The following is a 20,627-nucleotide window of genomic DNA, read 5'->3' as shown; positions in this document are numbered from 1 at the left end:
TTCTCCCCTTGTGGGAGAAGGTGGCCGCGAAGCGGCCGGATCAGGGGTGTTCGCCGGAGCGAGCCCTATCCACTCATCCATGCGCCGCAAACCAGCCGTCGAGCCTGGTCTCCAGGGCCTCGACGATCACCTCGTCGTCCAGTTCCTCGATCACCTCGGCGATGAAGGCCTTCACCAGCAGACCACGGGCGCTCTTCTCGTCGATGCCGCGCGCCATCAGGTAAAACAGATGGTTGTGGTCGATCTCGGTGACGGTGGCGCCATGACCGCAGACCACGTCGTCGGCGAAGATTTCGAGTTCCGGCTTGGTCGAGAACTCGCCGTCGTCCGACAGAAGCAGCGTGTTGCAAGCCATTTTGGCGTTGGTCTTCTGCGCGTATTGATGGACGTTGATGCGGCCCTGGAAGACGCCACGGGCCTTGCCGGTCACGACATTGCGGATCACTTCCGTCGACGTGGTGTGCGGCACCGCATGATCGAGCACCATGGTGGTGTCCGTGTGGGCGTCGCCGGCCAGCAGGTTGATGCCGCGCAATTGGAAGTCAGCGCCCTCGCCCGTCGTCTTCACCACGACCTCCTGGCGCACGAGCTTGCCGCCGGCGTTCATGACGAACAGCGTCAGCTTCGCATTCTTGCCGATATGAGCCTTGAACTGCGCCAGATGCGTTGCCGTGTCCGGCTGCTCCTGGATGATCAGCCACGTCACCTCGGCGCCTTCGCCGAGCACGAGCTGGCTGACCGAGCTGACAAGGGCCGCGCCCTCGCCGGCCTGGCGTTCGACGATCACAGCCTTGGCGTCGGCGCCGGCGCGCACGGCCAGGCGTACATGCGTCTGGCCGCCGGCCTGCAGGTTCTGCAATTCGATCGGCTTTTCCACTTGGGTGCCATCGGCGATGTCGACGAAATAACCGTCGGCGACGAAAGCCGTGTTCAACGCCCCGATGGCATCGTCGCTGCCGTAGGGATCGAGCCCAGGCGCGATGCTGCCGTCGGTCAGTTTCTCCGACAGGCACTGGACGCTGACGCCTTCGATTGCGGGCGTTTTGGCGCTCGACACGCCGTTGAGAAGCGGCAACACGGTGGAACCTTCAACGACTGGCGCGATGGCTTTGACCACGGCCGTCGGGTCGAAGTCCGGCACCGCATTCAGCAGCCGGCGCAGGTCGGTGTAGTGCCAGGATTCGATACGCCGGGTCGGCAGTCCGTGCTTCACCGCCTCGATGGCGTCGTCGCGCTTCAACATCACCGCGCCGTCGCCCGGCAGCAGCGACAACCGTTCGCCGAAAGCGTCGATCAACGCTGTTTCGGCCGGTGTCCGCTGGGGTTGTGTGTGCATGTTCATCAGTTTGACCTTGCCTTCTGGCATCTCACGCGGCTTCACCGATCACGCCGGCATAGCCATTGGCCTCGAGGTCGAGCGCCAGCGACTTGTCGCCGGACTTGATGACCTGGCCCTTGTAGAGCACGTGCACGGTGTCGGGCACGATGTGTTCGAGCAGCCGCTGATAGTGCGTGATGACGACAATGGCGCGCTCGGGCGAGCGCAACGCGTTGACGCCATCGGAAACGATCTTGAGCGCATCGATGTCGAGCCCGGAATCGGTCTCGTCAAGCACGCAGAGCTTTGGCTCCAAAAGCTTCATCTGCAGGATCTCGGCGCGCTTCTTCTCACCGCCGGAGAAGCCGACATTGAGCGGCCGCTTCAGCATGTTCATGTCCATGTTGAGCGAGCCGGCGGCTTCCTTCACCCGCTTCAGGAATTCGGGGATCTTCAGCGGCTCCTCGCCGCGCGCCTTGCGCTGCTCGTTCATGGCAACCTTCAGGAACTCCATAGTCGCCACGCCCGGTATCTCCATCGGATACTGGAAGGCCAGGAAAATCCCCGACGTCGCGCGCTCGGCCGGATCCATTTCGAGGATCGATTGGCCGTTGTAGAGGATATCGCCCTCGGTGACCTCGTAGTCCTCGCGGCCGGCGAGAATGTAGGACAGCGTCGACTTGCCCGAGCCATTCGGCCCCATGATGGCCGCGACCTCGCCGGCTCTCACCGAGAGGTTCAGGCCGCGGATGATTTCGGTGCCGTCATCGACGATGCGGGCATGCAGGTTCTTGATCTCAAGCATTCTTTTGTTTCCTGAATATCTGTCCGGTCAGCCGACCGAGCCCTCGAGCGAAATCCCGATCAACTTCTGTGCCTCGACGGCGAATTCCATCGGCAGCTGCTGGATGACGTCCTTGACGAAGCCATTCACGATCAGCGCGATCGCTTCCTCCTCCGGAATGCCGCGCTGCATGACGTAGAACTTCTGGTCCTCGGAAATCTTCGACGTCGTCGCCTCATGCTCGAACTGAGCCGTCGCGTTCTTGGCTTCCATGTAGGGAACCGTGTGGGCGCCACACTGGTCGCCGATCAGCAGCGAGTCGCAGTTGGTGAAGTTGCGCGCGTTGGTCGCCTTGCGGTGCGCCGAAACCTGGCCGCGATAGGTGTTCTGCGAAAAGCCGGCGGCGATGCCCTTGGAGATGATGCGGCTCGACGTGTTCTTGCCGAGATGGATCATCTTGGTGCCGCTGTCGACCTGCTGGTAGCCGTTCGACACGGCGATCGAATAGAACTCGCCGCTGGAATCGTCGCCGCGCAGGATGCAGCTCGGGTATTTCCACGTGATCGCCGAGCCGGTCTCGACCTGCGTCCACGAGATCTTCGAGCGGTGGCCACGGCAATCGCCGCGCTTGGTAACGAAGTTATAGATGCCGCCCTTGCCCTCGGCGTCGCCGGGGTACCAGTTCTGCACCGTCGAATATTTGATCTCGGCATCGTCTAGCGCCACCAGTTCGACGACTGCGGCATGGAGCTGGTTCTCGTCGCGCTGCGGCGCCGTGCAGCCTTCGAGATAGGAGACGTAGGCCCCCTCCTCGGCGATGATCAGCGTGCGCTCGAACTGGCCGGTGTTCTTCTCGTTCATGCGGAAATAGGTCGACAGTTCCATCGGGCAGCGAACGCCCTTGGGCACGAAGACAAACGAGCCGTCGGTGAAGACGGCCGAATTCAGCGTCGCATAAAAATTATCCGACGTCGGCACGACCGAGCCGAGATATTTCTTCACCAGTTCCGGATGCTCGCGGATGGCTTCCGAGATCGAGCAGAAGATGACGCCCGCCTGCGCCAGTTCCTTCTTGAACGTGGTGACGACGGATACCGAATCGAACACGGCGTCGACGGCGACGCGGCCGGACTTGTAGACGTTGTCGCTGGCTTCCTCGAGCTCGGACGCATCGGTCTTCTGCACGCCGGCCAGGATCTCCTGCTCCTTCAGCGGAATGCCGAGTTTCTCGTAGACCTTCAAGATCTCCGGATCGACGTCGCTGAGCGAGCTCGGTCCGGGCGTGCTCTTCGGCGCCGCGTAGTAATAGATGTCCTGGAAATCGATCTTGGGATAGTTGACGCGCGCCCAGGTCGGCTCTTCCAGCGTCAGCCAGCGCCGATAGGCTTCCAGACGCCATTCCAGCATCCAGGACGGTTCGTCCTTCTTCGCCGAAATGAAACGGATGATGTCTTCGCTCAGGCCCTTGGGGGCCTTGTCGACAGCGATTTCGGTCTGGAACCCGTATTTGTATTGGTCGACGTCGATCTTTCGGACCCGATCGATCGTGTCCTGCACAGCAGGCATATGCGTTCTCCATCCACGCCGGGGTCAAGGCCCGACAGTTTTCAAACTATGGCACCGCCGGATAAGCACCCAAGGAGCACCCGCGGCGGCGTAAGTTTCATATAGTGCGCCTCGGCCGGAAATTCACCCGGCCAGCATGAAACGCACGGCTCTACCAGGCCGAAAGGCCCAAATTCGTCCAACCGCTACGCGGCCTTCTCCTTGCCCACCCGACGTGCGGCGATTTCTGCCAACGCCAGGCGGAACGCCTCGATGTCCTGCGCGCCGGTCGCCGCGCCGATCGACAAGCGCAACGCACCCGGACTGTCACCTTGACCCATGGCCTTCAGCACATGGCTCGGACCGACTTTACCCGACGAGCAGGCGGAACCCGCCGACAGCGCCACACCGGCCAGGTCGAAGGCGATCTGTACCGTTTCGGCCTTGGCGCCGGGAATAGCGAAGAATGTCGTGTTGGCAAGTCTCGGTGCGCCGGTTCCGAAGATTTCCACGTCCGGTATCAACATTTTAACGATGGCCTCGATCTCGTCGCGGCACCGACGCAGGGCGTCGATGGCCTCCAATCCGATGAGAGCCTCCCGCGCCGCCGCGCCAAATCCCGCAATGCCGGGCAGGTTCTCGGTGCCGCCGCGATGGCCCTTTTCCTGGCCACCGCCGTTGATGAGCGGCTTCGGCATCATCAGATCGGCAGCGGCGACGATGGCGCCGACGCCCTTGGGGCCGCCGATCTTGTGCGACGACAGTATCAGATAGTCGGCGTAACCCGCCGAAATGTCGATCGAAATGCGCCCTGCCGCCTGAACCGCGTCTACGACGAGGACACCGTCGACCGCCTTTACGATTTCGGCGATACGATCGACCGGCTGGATGACACCAGTCTCATTGTTGGCGGCATGGATTGCCACCAGCGGCAGGCCGGCGGCCTTATCGTGCGCGGCAAGCGCGTTTGCCATTGCTTCGAGGTCGACAATTCCATTGGCGTCGACGCCGATCCGCGTCACCTGCGAGGCCGGGAAGGACCCGCCGTTCAACAGGCAGGGGTGGTCGGCTTCGCAGACATAGAGATGGCTCATGCGGATGGTCCCGCGCCCCATCCGCCAATCGGGCGTCAGCAGCGTCGAGGCGGCTTCCGTGGCGCCTGACGTGAACACGACATGCCCAGCCTTGGCCTTCACCAATTCCGCCACATCACGCCTTGCAGTTTCGATCAGGCGACGCGCCGCACGCCCTTCGGCATGGACCGATGATGGGTTGGCGGCCACATCGAGCGCCGCGACCATAGCCTCGCGTGCCGCTGCAAGCAGGGGCGCACTGGCATTGTAGTCGAGATAGGCGCGCATTCCGGCCATTTTCTTCCAGTTGGTCCCGTCAGAAGCCATTCCACCGAGATATCGCGTTATTTCCTTGAAATTCCAAGGCAAGCCGTCCTATTTACGCGGCTTGCGGCGCGGGCAGCCGGACGATTGCGTTCCGGCCACCCAGTTTTGAACAATTCTAAACTAGCTTCTATGAAGACGCTCGCCCTGCGTCAAGGCCAGAGGAAGGTTCTCCGGGCGCCGCGCATTCTTATTACCCAAGTTGGAGTATTTCATGCCTGAGGTCATTTTCACCGGTCCGGCCGGCCGTCTGGAGGGTCGATACCAGCCCTCGAAGGAAAAGAGCGCGCCGATTGCCATTGTCTTGCATCCGCACCCGCAATTCGGCGGGACGATGAACAACAAAATCGTCTACGACCTCTTCTACATGTTCCAGAAGCGCGACTTCACCACGCTGCGCTTCAATTTCCGCGGCATCGGGCGCAGCCAGGGCGAATTCGATCACGGTACCGGCGAATTGTCGGATGCGGCCGCCGCACTCGACTGGGTGCAGTCGCTGCATCCGGATTCCAAGAGTTGCTGGGTTGCCGGCTATTCGTTCGGCTCGTGGATCGGCATGCAGCTTTTGATGCGCCGGCCCGAGATCGAAGGCTTCATCTCGGTCGCGCCGCAACCCAACACCTACGACTTTTCCTTCCTGGCGCCCTGCCCCTCCTCGGGGCTCATCATCCATGGCGACGCTGACAAGGTGGCGCCGCCGAAGGACGTGCAAGGCCTGGTCGACAAGCTGCACACGCAAAAGGGCATCACCATCACGCAGAAGACATTGCCCGGCGCCAATCATTTCTTCGCCAACGATGCCGAACTGCTGATCGAGGAATGCGCGGATTATCTCGATCGCCGGCTGGCCGGCGAATTGTCGGATCCGCGCCCGAAGCGGCTGCGCTAAGGACGGATAATCGCAATGTACCAGCCTCCTCATTTCCAGGAAACACGGCCGGACGTGCTGCACGGGCTGATCCGGGCACATCCACTCGGCCTGCTGGTTTCCAGCGGACCCGAGGGGCCGGTCGCCGACGCCATTCCGTTCCTGATCGACGCCGATGTCGGGCCAAACGGCAGGCTGCGCGCACATCTGGCTAGAGCCAATCCGCAATGGCGGCTTATCGCCGACAATCCGGCCTCGACGGTGCTGATCGTCTTCCAGGGTACCGACGCCTATGTGACGCCGTCCTGGTACGAGACCAAGCGCGAGACCGGCAAGGTGGTGCCAACCTGGAACTATGCCATCGTGCAGGTGCGCGGCACCGCGAAGGTGATCGATGATCAGGACTGGCTGGCGCGGCAGATCGCCGACCTGACGGCTTCGCAGGAAGGCACGCGTGAGGCGCCATGGGCGGTAACGGATGCGCCTGCCCCGTTCATTCAGTCGCAGATCAAGGGCATCATCGGGCTGGAGATCGAGATCGCCGAAATCCATGGCAAATGGAAGGTCAGCCAGAACCGTCCCGTCGCGGATCGCGCAGGCGTTGCGCACGGGCTTGAAAGCGAGACGGCAAATTCGTCCGACATGGTGAACCTGGTAAGGTCCTATGGCGGACTGAACGGCGACTAAATCCCAGGCTCGATGAATCAGACGGCCGTTCGGCTTGTTCGACCGATCAGCCGAAACGTCTGCTTGCGCACCGGCAATCCCGATCGTGTCGGGCTGAAGATGAAGCCGAGCCGGGCAAAGACCAGTCCGCAAACCAGCGCGAAGGCAAAGCCAAGACCAAAGCCGGCGACGGTATCACTCGGATAATGCGCGCCGACGAAGACCCGCGTCGAGGCTATGCAGGCCGTGACCGGCAAGGCGATGTACCAGCGCCGCGGGAACAAAAGCAGCAGGATGCCGAACACGGCCCCCATGGTCGTGGCGTGACCGGACGGAAAACCGGCAAAGCGCGCATCGAAGGCGAAGGGACGCAGAGACAGCACACCAAGATCCTGAAAATAGAGCGGGCGCGCGCGGCCGATCGCATATTTCAGGACATTGACCAGCAGGCCGGACAGGCCGATGGCGCTCAACGCAAGGAACGCCAGGCAGGTCCAATTGTAGACGAGTATCAATGACCGCCGCGACAGGCTTCGCCAGTCCGTCAGATTGGCCCCTATGAGCAAGAGTGCCGGAGGGATGAGATACCAGCCGCCTAGGCCGAACTGCGTCAGGAGCTCGGCAAGCCGGCCGAAGCCCGCCGACCACCGGCCGTGCAGCAGTCCCGCCGGCGTGTCGAGGCCGGCGAAGGCCGCTGCCGTGAGCAAAATCCAGGCCGAGATCCAGAGCGGCCATATGACCTTGGGATACGAGGCGGAACGAGCGGCGAAGCGCCCTCTCACGATCCGCAGCGTGTCGCGGAAATTGCCGACCGACCGACGCACCACCGCAGCGGGCGCAACGGAAACGGAAGGGCGCGGTTTCACCAGCATTGAAAACCCGATCCCGTTGTCGAACTCATTGGGCGATACGGTAGAGGCCGAGCGACATTTTGTCTCCCGATGAAAAGTTGACCCCGTCGATCGTCGTAAGACGGCTCGCCGCCTTGCCTTGCCCGGCCAGCAATCCATTGAGTTTCTGCTCATCCTCGACCGGCGCCAGTCCCAGCGCGCAGGCGGGGTCGGCAAGCAGATGCTTTGCCACGCCATCGATGTCGGTCAGTATCGTTTTCGTGCCCACCAGGAACACAAGGCTCGGCTCGTGATACCGCGCCGACGCCAGCATCGAGGTGTCGCAAGGCTTGTAGACGCGCACAGCCTGGTTGATCGCCGGGCTCAGCCATATCGGCTTCAAGGACGGGGCGATGATACCAAACAGCAACCCGTAGGTGATGCCCGCACAGGCGGCGACGGCGCCGATACGGGCAAGCGGCACTTGCAACTGTCGCGAGAAGGCCAGATAGCCGGCGCCGAGCGCCGACGCGGCCGCCGGAATGCTCCACCACGAGAAAGTATGGGTGAGATAGATCGGGGCGCCCACGCAGACCGCAGCCAGGCCGAGGCTGACCACGACCAGGCCGAATGCAGTCGACCACCATAACCATTGCTGCCAGCGCCGGAGCGGCGCATTGGCTTCCTGCGGCTGCAATGTCAAAAGCCAGCCGATCAGCAGCGCCATGCCGGGATAGGCCGGCAGCACGTAGTGCGGCAGCTTGGTCGGAATCAGTTCGAATACCAGCCAGAAGGGGATGTACCAGGCAAGGCAGAAGCGCAGCCTGACATCGTCGCGCAGCCGGTTGAGGGCTTGCAGGCCGGCGCCGACGGCGATCAGGCCGAACGGCCACATGAACAGCGAATAGGTCAACATGTAGAAGCCGGGCGGCAGGCCGTGCGATTCCTCGCCCTGGGCGACCTTGCCGAGCATATCCTTGCCGACGGCCTGCTGGAGGAAGGCGCCGTGGCTTTTCCAGGTGATCAGGGCGAGCCAGGGCAACACGATCAGCACGACGAGCAGCAGGCCGCGCCCCACCTTGAGCTTCGACAGCCAGCGCCCGTCGCGTTCGAATGCAAACAAGACAGCGATGGTGAGCGCCGACAGCAGTGGGGCGATCGGCCCCTTGATGAGGATCGCGGCCCCTTGCGCCAGCCAGAATACCCACCACAGATGGCCGGCGACGGGCTCGTTGCGGCGCGATGCCAGGTAAATCTGCGCCAGCGCGCCCTGCGCCGCCACGCAGCAGGCCAGCAGCATCGCATCGGTCTTGGCGTCGCGGCCCTCGAAGGCGGTGGCGAAGATCGCCGCCATCACCAGGCCGGCGGCGATGCCGGCACTGGCTCCGAAAAGCCTGGTGCCCGTCCAGGCGATGCCGAGAACGGCCAGGGCGATGCCCAGCGTCGACACCAGACGGTAGACCCATATTGGTGCGGCGGCGCCCTTGCCGCTTAGAGCCACGGCCGCGGATTGCAGCCAATAGATGCCGATCGGCTTCTGGTAGCGCGAAGCGTCCTGAAAGCGGATGTCGACATAATCGCCGCTCTCGACCATCTGCTTGGTGGCCTGGACGAAGCGCGGCTCGTCACGGTCCAGCGGCGGCATGGACGCAAGTCCCGACACCGTCATCACCAGGCTGAACAGGAAAAGAAGGATGTAGTTCCTGTTCAGCGCCATATTCCAGCCTCTCCGACCATTCTTCCCTGATGCGCAAAGCCGCTCAATCGACCTTCGTCATCGCCGCCTTGCGTTCATTGGCGATCAGCCAGAGATTTCTGATGTAGATGAACAAGCCCATGCCCTGGCCGGCGATGAACACCGGGTCCTGCCGCTTGATCGCATAAATCAGCAACAGACCTCCGCCGAACAGCGAGAAGAACCAGAAGGCGATCGGCACGACGCTTCGCTTGGCCTTTTCCGATGCGAGCCACTGCACGACGAAGCGCATGGTGAAAAAGAACTGGGCGACGAAGCCGAGCAGGATCCACGCGTTGAACTGTTCGATGAAGACCCGGTGGATCCAGGTCACCAGTTCCTGAAGCACGTTAACCATGCGTGATTTCCTCTACTTTTGGCATCCGGCGACGCCTGCGGCGCAGCCACCAGACGCCGCAGAGATCGAGCACGCCCTGCAGGCCACGGTCGAAAATTCCGTAGTTCGACTTGCCGTGGCGGCGGGAGCGGTCGACGACGTCGCAATGCACGACATGGTATCCTTCCTGGATGACCAGCGCCGGAACGAAACGATGGGTGCCGTCGAAGAACGGCAGCTTGCGCAGGATCTCGGTGTGGACCGCCTTCAGGCCGCAGCCTGTGTCGCGCGTCTCGTCATGCAGGATGGCGTTTCTCAGCCAGTTGGCGAACCGCGATGCCAGTTGCTTGACCTTGCTGTCGCGGCGCTTCAGGCGCTGCCCTTGCGCGGCGCCGTAGCCGGGCCCGGCCCGCCGCAAGGCGTCGACCAGCATGGGAATGTACTGAGGATCGTTCTGGCCATCGCCGTCGATCGTGGCGACGATGCTTCCGCGCGCCGCCCAGGCGCCGGAGCGTACCGAGAGGCTCTGGCCGGCGGATTTCTCGTGCCGCAATTCCCTGACTGGAAACGGGCGAAGTGCTGCCTGCCTGGCGAGAACGGCTGCGGTTTCGTCGGTCGAGCCGTCGTTGACGATGATCAGTTCGAAGTCGCGCCCGGTCATCGCCGCCTCGATCTCATCGATCAGCAGCGGCAGGTTTGCCGCCTCGTTCCTGCAAGGAATGACGATGGATATCAATGCGTCCGGCATGTCGCGTGGGGCTCTGTCGTCGGATATGGCATTGGGTGGATGCCGTGCGGTGCCGCTTGAGGTCGTGGGCTGCAAGGACCTTTTGGCGCGCGCCTCATTACGCCAGCACAAACAATGAAGCAAGCATCCGCGCCGAGAGGCGGCTTGCGGCGTTTCAACAACAAGTGATTGCCAAGCCCCTGGTCGAAGTGCGATCGGGCGCAACACCGGAATCCACTTTTGCTGATCGCGCTTGGGTGCTAAACGCGCGCTTTCACATACGCCCGCGCCGGACGGGCGGACGCTTCGGGAAAGAAAAAATGCCTGCCTTCAAATCCGATTTCCTGCGCACGATGAGCGAGCGCGGCTTCATCCACCAGACTTCGGATGATGCCGGGCTGGACGATCTCTTCGCCAAGGAGACGGTGACGGCCTATATCGGCTTCGACGCGACCGCCAAGAGCCTGCACGCCGGCTCGCTGATCCAGATCATGATGTTGCACTGGCTGCAGCAGACCGGCCATCGGCCGATCGCCTTGATGGGCGGCGGCACCTCGATGATCGGCGACCCTTCCTTCAAGGACGAGGCGCGCAAGCTTCTGACCCCGCGCGACATCGACGACAATCTCGCCGGCATCCGCCGCAATTTCATGCCGTTTCTCAAATTCGGCAGCGGCCCGAATGACGCGATCATGGTCAACAACGCCGACTGGCTGATGGAGATCAACTACGTCAATTTCCTGCGCGACGTCGGCCGTCACTTTTCGGTCAACCGCATGCTGGCGTTCGATTCCGTCAAGCTGCGGCTCGACCGCGAGCAGTCGTTGTCCTTCCTCGAATTCAACTACATGATCCTGCAGGCCTACGACTTCGTCGAGCTCTACAAGCGCCTCGGCTGCCGTCTGCAGATGGGCGGCTCCGACCAGTGGGGCAACATCATCAACGGCATCGATCTCGGTCGCCGCATGGAGGACGCGCAGCTTTATGCGCTGACGACGCCGCTGCTCACCACCTCGTCGGGCGCCAAGATGGGCAAGTCCGCCACGGGCGCGGTCTGGCTCGATGCCGAGATGCTCTCGCCTTACGAATTCTGGCAGTATTGGCGCAACACCGAGGACGCCGATGTCGGCCGTTTCCTGAAGCTCTACACGACGCTGCCGTTGGACGAGGTGGCGCGCCTGGAGAAGCTCGGTGGGTCCGAGATCAACGAGGCGAAAAAGATCCTCGCCACGCAGATCACCGCGTTGCTCCATGGTCGCGGCGCCGCCGAACAGGCCAGCGAAACCGCACGCAAGACCTTCGAGGAAGGTGCCCTCGCCGAGACGCTGCCGAGCGTCGAGGTTGAAAACGCCAAGCTCGAAGCCGGCGTCGGCATCCTGGCGCTGCTGGTGACCGCCGGGCTGGCGGCGTCCAACGGCGAAGCGCGGCGGCATGTGCAAGGCGGTGCGGTGCGGCTCAATGATCAGCCTGTCAGCGATGACCGTCGCACGGTCACGCTTCAGGATTTGAGTCCGGAAAACGTCGTAAAGCTTTCACTCGGCAGGAAAAAACACATTTTGGTGCGGCCGATCTGAGGCCCCTTCACCGGTACTCGAAGATCGACCTGAATATCCCCGGCGCGATCACCGAGAGCGGGTTGATGTCGAGCAGCGGCTTGTTGGCGTTGCCCTTGAGCCGGTAGGTCACGCCGATCAGGCCGCGGTCGCGGCCATTGCCCAAAAGCGCGCCGACGATGGGCAGTTCACCGAAGATGCGGTTGAGGCCGTAGACCGGCATGAAGGTGCCGGTCATGTCCATGTTGTTGTTCTGGTCATAGAGCGTGCCCTGGAACGTCGTGCCGATGCGGGGACCGCGCAGCACGCCATTGGCCAGCCTGAGATAGCCGCTGCCCTTCTCGATCTCGGCGTAGCCTCGTTCGAACTGTACCCGCGAGGTGTCGAGCTTGCCCTTGACCGCCTGATTGAGGCTGCGGCTGTCGCCTGCCGGCGTGGTCGAGACGATGGAGGCGAGCTTCGGTTCGTTGACGACGAAGAAGTTGGTCGTGTCCACCTTGCCCTTCATCGGCCCGTCGCCCGCTCCCGACAAGGCCAGGGCAATCGCCCCACCTTCCATGTGCTCGTAGATGTTGAGGAATCTGAGTATCGCACCGGCGTCCGCCGACTGTACGTTGAGCGAGCGCCGGCCGGCGCTGCTCGTGTTGCTGATGGCTATGGCGGCTCCCGAACTTGCAGTGGCGCTGACCTTCAGCCCGTTCACCTTCGAACCGGCCGCGCTGTAATCGAGCTTGAGGTTGGACAATTGCTCGTCGTGGAAACCGGTCAGCCGATCGACGTCGGCGCTGACGGAAATCGCGTCGGCGCCCGTCGTCTTGGTCGCGGTGTCGACGTCGGAGGTGAACTGCTTGATCAGCGAGCGGGCATCCAGGGCATTGCCGCTGACGTTGACTGCATAGCCCCTGCCCGATCGCTTGACGGACACCGCCACGTCGTCGCCCCGGTTCAGGGCGACTTTGCTGAACTTTGCCGAGGACAGGGCCCCGTTGACCAGCACGATGTTGCCGTCGACGGAGAATGTCTTGCCGTCGAGGTCGAAGTCGGACAGCGTCGTGGTGTCGCCGGACGTGGTCATGACGAATGTGGCACTTGCGGGGACCCCTGCCCCCTTGCTCCATCCGGCCCAGGGAATGTCGAGCCTGGCATTGGTCAGGTCGGCCGAGACGTTCTGGTTGCCCTCCCCGCTTTTGTCGATCGCTACCTTCACTGTTCCGCCCAGCAACGGGGCCAGCCCCGGCATGGCGGCGGCGCGGATCTTGTCGTCGAGCACCAGGGCCACCTTGCGGCTGCGTGCCGGTCCGCCATCCTCCAGCGGCTCGATCAGGTCGAGTTCGGCCGGAATGCCGTTCAGGGATGCCTTGGTGGAAATGACAGCCTTTTCAGGGTCGACCGTGACGGAACCATCGGCATCCGTCACGGTCTGGCCTTCGAACGGCTTGGCCAAGGAAAGCCCGCTGTAGTCGAGCGATACCAGCCAATCGAGCTTCGAGCTGTCGACGCCGGATTGCAGCGGAATATCGGCCCTGACATGGCCGGTGACGCTGCCGGACAGGTCTTCGGGCAGGAAGCCGACATGGCGCATGGCATTGATCGGCTCGTAGGAGGCAAGTTCAGCGACCGCGGACGCTTCGCCGGCAACGTCGATGTCGAGCGCGCCGACGACCGGCGGGCGGTTGGCCGCCTTGACGGTCAGCGTGCCGTTGCTGGCCGCCACCGTGCGGCCGCTGGGCATGAAGACAGTACCGGAAGACAGGGAGATATCGACGTCATTGCCGTGGAAGGCGACGACACCGACGGCATCGCGTATCGGCGGAATGCGGCCAGCCGTGTCGAAACGCGATCCTTCGATCTGGAAGCGGCCGAACACCTCGTCGGCGGAAAGCGGCACGCCATTGCCGAGGCGATCAGGCACCACCTGGAATTGAAGATTGGCATCGACGACGCGGCCGCCGAACAGATTGTCCAATACCCAGAGCCGTGCATTGCGCGCCGAAAACCATGGCCAAAGCTGCTTGACGTGCGAGACCGGCATGTCATGCACGTTGAGCGCCAGATTGATGCCGGGAGCCTTGCCGTCAACGAACTGCACGGCCGCGGTTCCAAGGACCTCGCTGGAAGCGGCCGACCGGACCGCGATCTGATCGGCTACCAATTTATGGCTTTTGGTCTGGTAGACGCCGGCGATGCGGGCAAGGAAGGTGAGCGCTGGCTCCGGCGATTCCGAAGGCGCCAGTGTCGAGCCGTCACTGGTCAGATCGTATCGGTAGGCCGGCTCCTCTCCGGCGGCGCCGGTCGCGGGCCTGGGCCCGATCGAGCCGGCGAAATCGAAGGTCGAGCGGCCGGTCTTCAGCAACAGCCTGTCCACCTGGATCTTGTTGCTGCCGCGGACGAGCGTGGCGCCGACATCGACATCGGCCGACAACAGGCCACGCGTGCCGAGATCAAGCACCGATCCCCTGGACGACAGGGCAGCCGTCAGCCGCGACGCGGTGTCGTCGGCCCCCTGCGACCCTTTGAGCGTCACGCTGAGCGCCCCCAACTTGCCGCCGGACGCCATTGCGCCGCTTTCGCCGCCGTCTTCGGCGATGCCGACGGTGGCATCCAGCGACATCACGCGCCGGGTCTCGGCATCGCGGCTGGCGGATGCGGCGACGGTCACCGCCTTGCCGTCGACATTTGCCTGCGAGGAGAACTCCATGCCGCCTGTCCCCGACTGCAGGACGACCGCCTCGGCGACGGTGATCAACCTGACCGCCTCGGTGTCGGGCAAGACGAATGCCACATTGTGAAGATCGATACGGTGCAGCGATTCCTCGCGCACCGCATCGAGAGCGTGATTGATATTGGCAAAGAGCGCATCGGACAGTTTTTCGGGATCGATCAGCCCGTCTCGATTGCGCAGTTCGGCCGTCCAGTCGCCGCCCGACGGCATCGCCGCGGTAACGATGCGCGCATCGGAAATCCTGGCGCTGGTCAGCCGCACCTCGCCTCGAAGCAGCGGCAGCAGGCGGATGCCGAAACGCACCCTGCCCGCATCGGCCATGGGTTTACCGTCGCTGGCCTTCAGGCTGACGTCGCTCACCTGGAGCGCGACGAAGCTCGAACTGTCGAGGGTGATGCGGGCGGGCCCGACCGCAACATCGACATCGACGCCCGCAAGCTTCTCGATGGCGGCCTCCGCCTCGACGCGCAGCCGGTCGGCCCCTATTCCGGAGACACCGATGAGATAGACAGCCACCGCCGCCAGCAGCACCAGCGCAACGGCGCCGGCAAACAGCCGCGATAGGATACGAAAGCCGCGGCCGATCGCCGCCTGGCCGAGCGGCGGAACGCGGCAAGCCGATGGCAAGGCGCCCAGGTCGGTGATTTCATCCCGCCTGAACCTGATCTTCTCGTGCTGCGGTTGCTCCTGATCCACGCAATTTTCCGTTCTACGAACTCGCTCGTGGACGAATCCCCGCTCGACACTATATCGGTGTGGCTTCGCGCGTAACCTCAAACAAGGGCATGGATATGGCTGACCTCAATGTGGGCGATCCCGCGCCGCAATTCGAGTTGCCGCGGGACGGCGGTGGTTCGCTCAGCCTGGCCGGCTTTGCCGGCAGACCTGTCGTCCTCTACTTCTACCCACAGGACGACACCAGCGGCTGCACCGCCGAAGCGATCAGCTTTACGCAGTTGAAGCCGGAGTTCGAGAAGGCCGGCGCCGTCGTGATCGGCCTGTCGCCCGACAGCGCCAGGAAGCACGACAAGTTCAAGTCGAAATACGATCTTACCATCGACCTTGCCTCCGACGAGGAGCGCAAGGTGATCGAGGCCTACCACCTTTGGGTCGAAAAATCGATGTATGGCCGCAAATACATGGGTGTCGAGCGCGCGACGTTCCTGATCGGCCGCGACGGGCGCATCGCCAGGATCTGGCGCAAGGTCCGCGTCAAGGGCCATGCCGAGGAGGTGCTGGAAGCTGTGCGGGCGATTTAAGGGGGCGCCTCCGCGCCCTTGTTTTCAGAAAGCGACGCGAAGCAACCCCATGCTCGCTTTGCGGGCAATTCTTGCCGGCGTCTTGCTTCGGCAAAGCTTTGTTAACCTTAATAATGTGTAGTCGGGCTGTCGTGGTGTCGTAAACGAAAGCTTGGTCCCGTGAACGCAACCGGTCAGTCCGCGATCTTTGGCAGGCGCAAGGAACCGCATACAGTCATCATCGCCCGCGGCAGCGAGATCAGGCACTTCACGATCCGGCCCTGGCTGGTTGTATTTCTCGGTTCGGCGCTGGCGGCGATCGCCATCGGTTACCTGCTGGCCACCTCCTATCTCGTGCTGCGCGACGACCTGATCGGCGCCACCACCGCGCGCCAGGCCCGCATGCAGCAGGCTTACGAAGACCGCATCTCGGCGCTTCGCGCCCAGGTCGACCGCATCACCAGCCGGCAGTTGCTTGACCAGCAATTGATGGAAACCAAGGTGAGCGAGCTTTTGGAGCGCCAGACGCAGCTCAGCCAGCGCCACGGCCGCCTCGGCCCGCTGCTCGACCGCGCCGAAAATGAAGTCGGCGCAGCGACGGCCGAAGATCCGGCAGCGCCGGCAAAGCCTGACAAACACGCCGAAGTGACCGGCAGCATCGCCCAGCCTGCTCAAAGCTACGCGCTGGCCAGCCTCGGCGCCGCCACTGGCACCGCCGACACCAGGCCGTTCTCCCTGTGGGCGACCCGCTCCGATCCGCTGCCGAACGATTCGGCCGCCGATCGTGCCGACAAACTGTTCATTTCGATCAACAAGTCGTTGAAATCCATCGAGAACGACCAGCTCACGCGCATCAGCATACTTGCTGATAACGCCTACAAGAATGCCGACGCCATAACCCAGGCGCTCGAGGCGGCCGGGCTGCCGGTCGACAGTGATTTCGGCAAGAACGAAAGCGATGTCGGCGGACCGCTGATCCCGCTCGACAGCTCGATGTTTTTCGACAGCAAGGTCAAGGAACTGGACGAGGCGCTGGACACGCTCGATCAACTCAAGAAGGAAGCACGCCGGCTGCCGCTCGCCAATCCCGCACCCGGTCATTCCGTCACCAGCCCGTTCGGCGTGCGCACCGACCCGATCCTCGGCACGGCCGCCCTGCATTCGGGAATGGACTTCAGGGCGCCGATCGGCATGGCGGCCAAGGTCACCGCGCCAGGCGTGGTCACCAAGGCCGGCTGGAATGGCGGCTATGGCCGCATGGTCGAAGTCGATCACGGCAACGGGTTTGCCACGCGCTATGGACATCTCAGCGAAATCGACGTGACCGTGGGCGAAAAAGTGGATGCCGGCGCTGTCATCGGCAAGACCGGCAGCAGCGGTCGCTCGACCGGCCCGCATCTGCATTACGAAGTCCGCCACAATGGCGAAGCGATCGATCCTTTGCGTTTCCTCACGGTCGGCAAGAAGGTCGCGCAGTATCTCTAACGCACGGGCCCAGGCCGCCGCCATCCCGCGCCGTCCTCATTGCTTTTTCGCATCCTTGTCGCCGTTCAGGGCTTTTCCCTTTCGGGGCGACCGCAAATTGTCGAAGCCCATATAGTGGTCGGTATCAGATGTGTTCCATCTGCCGCCCAGGCAGATGATGGCAATGGCCGCGGCAAAGATCAGCAAGACATAAATCTTATCCATGTCCCGCTATCTAGGGCGCGGTGATCAGCCGGACACCGGCCGGCTTTTCCGCCGTAGCGGGCGCGTCCCTCAAATGCGGTGCATTTTTGAATTCCATTTGACTGAATAAATATTTGGTGCCAACCTTGCCTCAACCGGGGACGCAAGGCATGGCATTGCGAGGGACCAATCAGGAGTTCGGGCGGCCGTACAACCGACGCATCGTGCTCGAATCGATCCGCCGGTACGGCCCCATCGCCAGGGGCGATATCGCCAGGCATGTCGGCCTCACCGTTCAAACCGTATCGACCATCGTTCGCGAACTGGAGGAGCAGGGTTACGTCCTGTCCGTACGCGAGGAGCCGAAGGGCCGTGGCCTGCCACCGGCGACGCTGCGCATCAATCCCGAGGGCGGCTATGCCGTCGGCATCCACCTGACGCCGCTGGGGATCGACGCGGCGCTGATCAATCTCAGCGGTGACGTGATCGACAGCTTGCACCGCGAGGCCCCCAACGCGACGCCCGATCATGCGTTCGACCAGGTCCGCGCCATGGTCCGCGACCTGACCGGAACGCGCGCCGCGGGCCGCGTCATCGGCATCGGCATGGCGCTTCCCGGCCCGTTCGGCGTGGACACGATGAGCTTCATCGGGCCGACCACAATGGCCGGCTGGAAGGACGTGGCGCTGCGCGAGCGGCTGACGGCGGCGACAGGATTGCCGGCCTTTTTCGACGGCGACATGGCTGCGGCCGCCATGGGCGAGCGCCTCTACGGCATCGGCGCCCAGCATTCCGAATATTACTATCTCTATTTCGGCGTCGGACTTGGCAGCGCCATGATGCATGACGGCAGCGTCCTGCGCGGCGCCTGGGGCAATGCCGGCGAGATCGGCCATATTCCCGTCGTTCCCAATGGCGAGCTTTGCCCGTGCGGCAATCGCGGTTGCCTCGAACGTTATGTCTCGCTCGAAGCGCGAGGGCGCTGGAAGGGCAGCGATGCCGATTGGGTCGCCGAGGTCGGCCCGATCTTCCGCAACGCCATTGCCATCATCGAGAACCTTTTCGACCCCGAGACGGTCGTGCTCGGCGGGCTGGCGGCGCCGGACCTGCTCGAACGCCTGGCGAGATCGGCTGCGCCTCTGCACAATTCGGTTTCGGCCCGCAAGGACCGCAAGACGCCACGCATCGTCGTCGCCGGCGGCGGCCAGCAAGCCGTGCTGCGCGGCGCGGCCGCATTGGCCGTCTCTGGCGTGTTGTCGCCACGCTTCGGCCAGATGTTCACCGCCGGGCGCGAACGCGGCCGCGATATTCTGACAGCCAGGGAGGTTGCCTGATGAGCGAACCCTTGCTGGTGCTCGACAACGTCACCAAGAACTACGGCGCGATCCAGGCGCTGAAGGGTATCAGCTTCTCGATCGGCAAGGGCGAGGTGGTCGCGTTGCTGGGCGACAACGGCGCCGGGAAGTCGACGCTGGTCAAGATCATCGCCGGCGGCCTGGAGCCCACCTCCGGCCGCATGCTGTTCGAAGGCAAGGAGTTCCTTGCCAAATCCCCCGCCGAGGCCAAGGCGGCGGGCATCGAGACCGTCTATCAGGACCTGTCGCTGTGCACCAATGTCGACGTGGTGGCCAATTTCTTCATGGGCCGTGAGATCACGCGCAAGGTGCTCGGCATTCCAGTGCTCGACGAGCGGGCGATGGAGGCCGTGGTCGGCAAGGCGCTTGCCAGCGCCGGCACCCGTATTCCGTCATTGCGCACCAATGTCGAGCATCTCTCGGGCGGGCAGCGGCAAGCCATCGAGCTCAACCGCTTCGTGCACTGGGGCGGCAAGCTTGTGCTGCTCGACGAGCCGTTCGCAGCGCTTGGCGTCGAACAGACGCGGCGCGGCCTCGACATGATCCGCCAAGTGGCGAACCAGGGCATCGGCGTCGTCATCATCACCCACATCATGCAGCAGGCCTTCCAGGTCGCAGACCGGATCGTGGTGATCCGGCAAGGCGTCGTGGCCGGCGATGTCGCACGCAACAAAACAAGTCCCGATGCGGTGATCAACATGATCACCGGCGAGACGCTTGCCGGTGCCGGACCGGCGGGCTGAGGGACAAAAGAGGGGTCCGGCACTAGAGGAGCCAACGACATGAAACGAATACTTCTTTCTGTCCTAGGTATCCTGGCACTGGCAGTTGCCACGCTCACGCCGGCATTCGCCCAGTCCAAGGGTACCGTCTACTACATGGTGCCGACCTTGCTCGACGAGTTCCAGACCGGCTCGGTGAGCGCGCTGGAACTGTTCCTGAAACAGGTCGGCTACGAGATGAAGACGCTGAACGCCGACAACAAGACCGACGCCCAGCAATCGCAGATGAACGACGTCATCGCGCTGAAACCGAAGGCGATCATCCTGGCCGCCGTCGACTTCAACGCGCTGAAGCCGTCGATCGAGGCCGCGCGCGCGGCCGGCATACCTGTCGTGGAATTCGATCGCCAGATCACCTCCACTCCGTCCGACTTCACCTCGGTAGCCGGCACTGTCGAGATCGGCCACGTCGCCGCCGAACAGGCCGAAGCGCTGCTGAAGGCCAAGAACGGCGCTGTGAAGGGCAAGATCCTGCAGGTGCTCGGCGACCCCGGCGATCCCTACACGCTGGACATCCAGAAAGGCTTTGAAGAGAAGATGAAGGCGTTCCCGGACGTCAAGATTATCTCGCTGCCGGCCATGCAATGGGAGGCCAGCAACGCCGGCACCATCGTCGCCGACCAGATGCTTGCCAACCCCGACATCGACCTGATCTTCAGCCACGCCGCGCATCTTTCGGTCGCCGCCGTCGCCTCGCTCGAGGCCGCCGGCAAGAAGCCGGGCGACGTCATGCTGATGAGTTCGAACGGCGCGCCGGTCGGCCTCGACCTGATCCGCAAGGGCTGGCTCAACGTCGAAGTCGAACAGCCGCTCTACGCGCAGGCCGCGGCCGTCGCCATGTTCATGGACAAGGTCGTCAACAAGCAGGAGATCAAGCCCGGCGACTATGACGTGCTTGGGCTGAAATCAGTGGTGACCAAGGAGGCCTGGGGCCCCAACATCAAGATCCCGGGTGCCGCGATCACCAAGGAGAACGTCGACAATCCAGCCTTCTGGGGCAACCAGAAGCCGCCGACGGACACCGTTAAGCCCGTCGAATAAACCTTCCCCAGAACGGCTCCGGGCCACCCGCCCGGAGCCGCCCTGCCCGGCAGAATTGCCC

At 63.2% G+C, this 20,627-nt stretch carries 18 protein-coding genes; 8 read left to right on the top strand and 10 right to left on the bottom strand.

The genetic code is table 11. From position 1 onward, the window contains the following. Nucleotides 1–73: 73 nt before the first annotated feature. The 4 genes from sufD to FJ959_RS19810 form a co-directional block, all read right to left on the bottom strand. Entirely contained in the window at nucleotides 74–1,342 is a 1,269-nt protein-coding gene (gene sufD / locus FJ959_RS19825) for a Fe-S cluster assembly protein SufD (protein ID WP_140631615.1), read from the bottom strand. A gap of 25 nt (nucleotides 1,343–1,367) precedes the next feature. Next, a complete protein-coding gene (sufC, locus tag FJ959_RS19820) occupies nucleotides 1,368–2,123 on the bottom strand; it encodes a Fe-S cluster assembly ATPase SufC (protein WP_140556929.1) in 756 nt (251 codons plus the stop codon). 27 nt (nucleotides 2,124–2,150) lie between these two features. Beyond that, nucleotides 2,151–3,668, bottom strand: coding sequence for a Fe-S cluster assembly protein SufB (gene sufB, locus FJ959_RS19815; RefSeq protein WP_140493879.1), 1,518 nt, complete (start codon nucleotides 3,666–3,668; stop codon nucleotides 2,151–2,153). Nucleotides 3,669–3,853: 185 nt separating this feature from the next. After that, on the bottom strand, nucleotides 3,854–5,017 hold the full coding sequence (locus FJ959_RS19810) for a cysteine desulfurase family protein (RefSeq protein ID WP_140522190.1): 1,164 nt from the start codon (nucleotides 5,015–5,017) through the stop codon (nucleotides 3,854–3,856). Nucleotides 5,018–5,258: 241 nt separating this feature from the next. On the opposite strand from FJ959_RS19810, the gene FJ959_RS19805 reads away from it, so the two are divergent. Next, nucleotides 5,259–5,933, top strand: coding sequence for an alpha/beta hydrolase (locus FJ959_RS19805; protein WP_140493883.1), 675 nt, complete (start codon nucleotides 5,259–5,261; stop codon nucleotides 5,931–5,933). Between the two features lie 15 nt (nucleotides 5,934–5,948). Further along, nucleotides 5,949–6,599, top strand: coding sequence for an FMN-binding negative transcriptional regulator (locus tag FJ959_RS19800; protein ID WP_140631612.1), 651 nt, complete (start codon nucleotides 5,949–5,951; stop codon nucleotides 6,597–6,599). Nucleotides 6,600–6,616: 17 nt separating this feature from the next. Here the strand turns inward: FJ959_RS19800 and FJ959_RS19795 are convergent, their stop codons facing one another. From FJ959_RS19795 to FJ959_RS19780, 4 genes are read right to left on the bottom strand one after another with little or no spacing between them, the layout of a single operon-like run. Next, nucleotides 6,617–7,450, bottom strand: coding sequence for a phosphatase PAP2 family protein (locus tag FJ959_RS19795; protein ID WP_140631609.1), 834 nt, complete (start codon nucleotides 7,448–7,450; stop codon nucleotides 6,617–6,619). Nucleotides 7,451–7,475: 25 nt separating this feature from the next. Next, on the bottom strand, nucleotides 7,476–9,125 hold the full coding sequence (locus tag FJ959_RS19790; protein ID WP_181171935.1) for a glycosyltransferase family 39 protein: 1,650 nt from the start codon (nucleotides 9,123–9,125) through the stop codon (nucleotides 7,476–7,478). A gap of 43 nt (nucleotides 9,126–9,168) precedes the next feature. Next, the gene (locus tag FJ959_RS19785; protein WP_140493889.1) at nucleotides 9,169–9,501 is read right to left on the bottom strand and encodes a lipid-A-disaccharide synthase N-terminal domain-containing protein; all 333 of its coding nucleotides are present in this window, start codon (nucleotides 9,499–9,501) and stop codon (nucleotides 9,169–9,171) included. Continuing rightward, nucleotides 9,494–10,228, bottom strand: a complete 735-nt coding sequence (locus FJ959_RS19780) for a glycosyltransferase family 2 protein (protein WP_140515786.1) — start codon at nucleotides 10,226–10,228, stop codon at nucleotides 9,494–9,496. The genes FJ959_RS19785 and FJ959_RS19780 overlap by 8 nt, the downstream gene beginning before the upstream one ends. A 299-nt stretch (nucleotides 10,229–10,527) precedes the next feature. On the opposite strand from FJ959_RS19780, the gene tyrS reads away from it, so the two are divergent. Then, a complete protein-coding gene (tyrS, locus tag FJ959_RS19775; RefSeq protein ID WP_140631606.1) occupies nucleotides 10,528–11,781 on the top strand; it encodes a tyrosine--tRNA ligase in 1,254 nt (417 codons plus the stop codon). Nucleotides 11,782–11,788: 7 nt separating this feature from the next. Here tyrS and FJ959_RS19770 read toward each other — a convergent pair whose 3' ends face one another. Next, nucleotides 11,789–15,178 carry a DUF3971 domain-containing protein gene (locus FJ959_RS19770; protein ID WP_140631603.1) on the bottom strand — a complete coding sequence of 1,130 codons (3,390 nt, stop codon included), beginning with the start codon at nucleotides 15,176–15,178 and terminating at the stop codon, nucleotides 11,789–11,791. A 95-nt stretch (nucleotides 15,179–15,273) separates the two neighbouring features. Here FJ959_RS19770 and FJ959_RS19765 point away from each other — a divergent pair, with 95 nt between their 5' ends. Further along, complete coding sequence (locus FJ959_RS19765) at nucleotides 15,274–15,741, top strand: peroxiredoxin (protein WP_140631601.1); 468 nt, start codon at nucleotides 15,274–15,276, stop codon at nucleotides 15,739–15,741. A 159-nt stretch (nucleotides 15,742–15,900) separates the two neighbouring features. Continuing rightward, the gene (locus tag FJ959_RS19760; RefSeq protein WP_140631598.1) at nucleotides 15,901–17,205 is read left to right on the top strand and encodes a M23 family metallopeptidase; all 1,305 of its coding nucleotides are present in this window, start codon (nucleotides 15,901–15,903) and stop codon (nucleotides 17,203–17,205) included. 36 nt (nucleotides 17,206–17,241) lie between these two features. Here FJ959_RS19760 and FJ959_RS31855 read toward each other — a convergent pair whose 3' ends face one another. After that, nucleotides 17,242–17,409, bottom strand: coding sequence for a hypothetical protein (locus tag FJ959_RS31855; protein WP_181168489.1), 168 nt, complete (start codon nucleotides 17,407–17,409; stop codon nucleotides 17,242–17,244). A gap of 149 nt (nucleotides 17,410–17,558) precedes the next feature. Here FJ959_RS31855 and FJ959_RS19755 point away from each other — a divergent pair, with 149 nt between their 5' ends. The 3 genes from FJ959_RS19755 to FJ959_RS19745 are packed head-to-tail and all read left to right on the top strand — an operon-like array spanning nucleotide 17,559 to nucleotide 20,566. Continuing rightward, a complete protein-coding gene (locus FJ959_RS19755; protein WP_140631596.1) occupies nucleotides 17,559–18,722 on the top strand; it encodes an ROK family transcriptional regulator in 1,164 nt (387 codons plus the stop codon). After that, nucleotides 18,722–19,486, top strand: coding sequence for an ATP-binding cassette domain-containing protein (locus FJ959_RS19750; RefSeq protein WP_140493903.1), 765 nt, complete (start codon nucleotides 18,722–18,724; stop codon nucleotides 19,484–19,486). Before FJ959_RS19755 ends, FJ959_RS19750 begins: the two co-directional genes overlap by 1 nt. 39 nt (nucleotides 19,487–19,525) lie before the next feature. Then, complete coding sequence (locus FJ959_RS19745; protein WP_140515774.1) at nucleotides 19,526–20,566, top strand: sugar ABC transporter substrate-binding protein; 1,041 nt, start codon at nucleotides 19,526–19,528, stop codon at nucleotides 20,564–20,566. The last annotated feature ends 61 nt before the right edge of the window (nucleotides 20,567–20,627 follow it).

This window comes from Mesorhizobium sp. B2-2-4 (genome assembly GCF_006442375.1).
In the GTDB taxonomy this organism is placed as follows: domain Bacteria; phylum Pseudomonadota; class Alphaproteobacteria; order Rhizobiales; family Rhizobiaceae; genus Mesorhizobium.
Note: the sequence above shows the minus strand (reverse complement) of the source record. Positions and strands in the feature narration are given on the sequence as shown.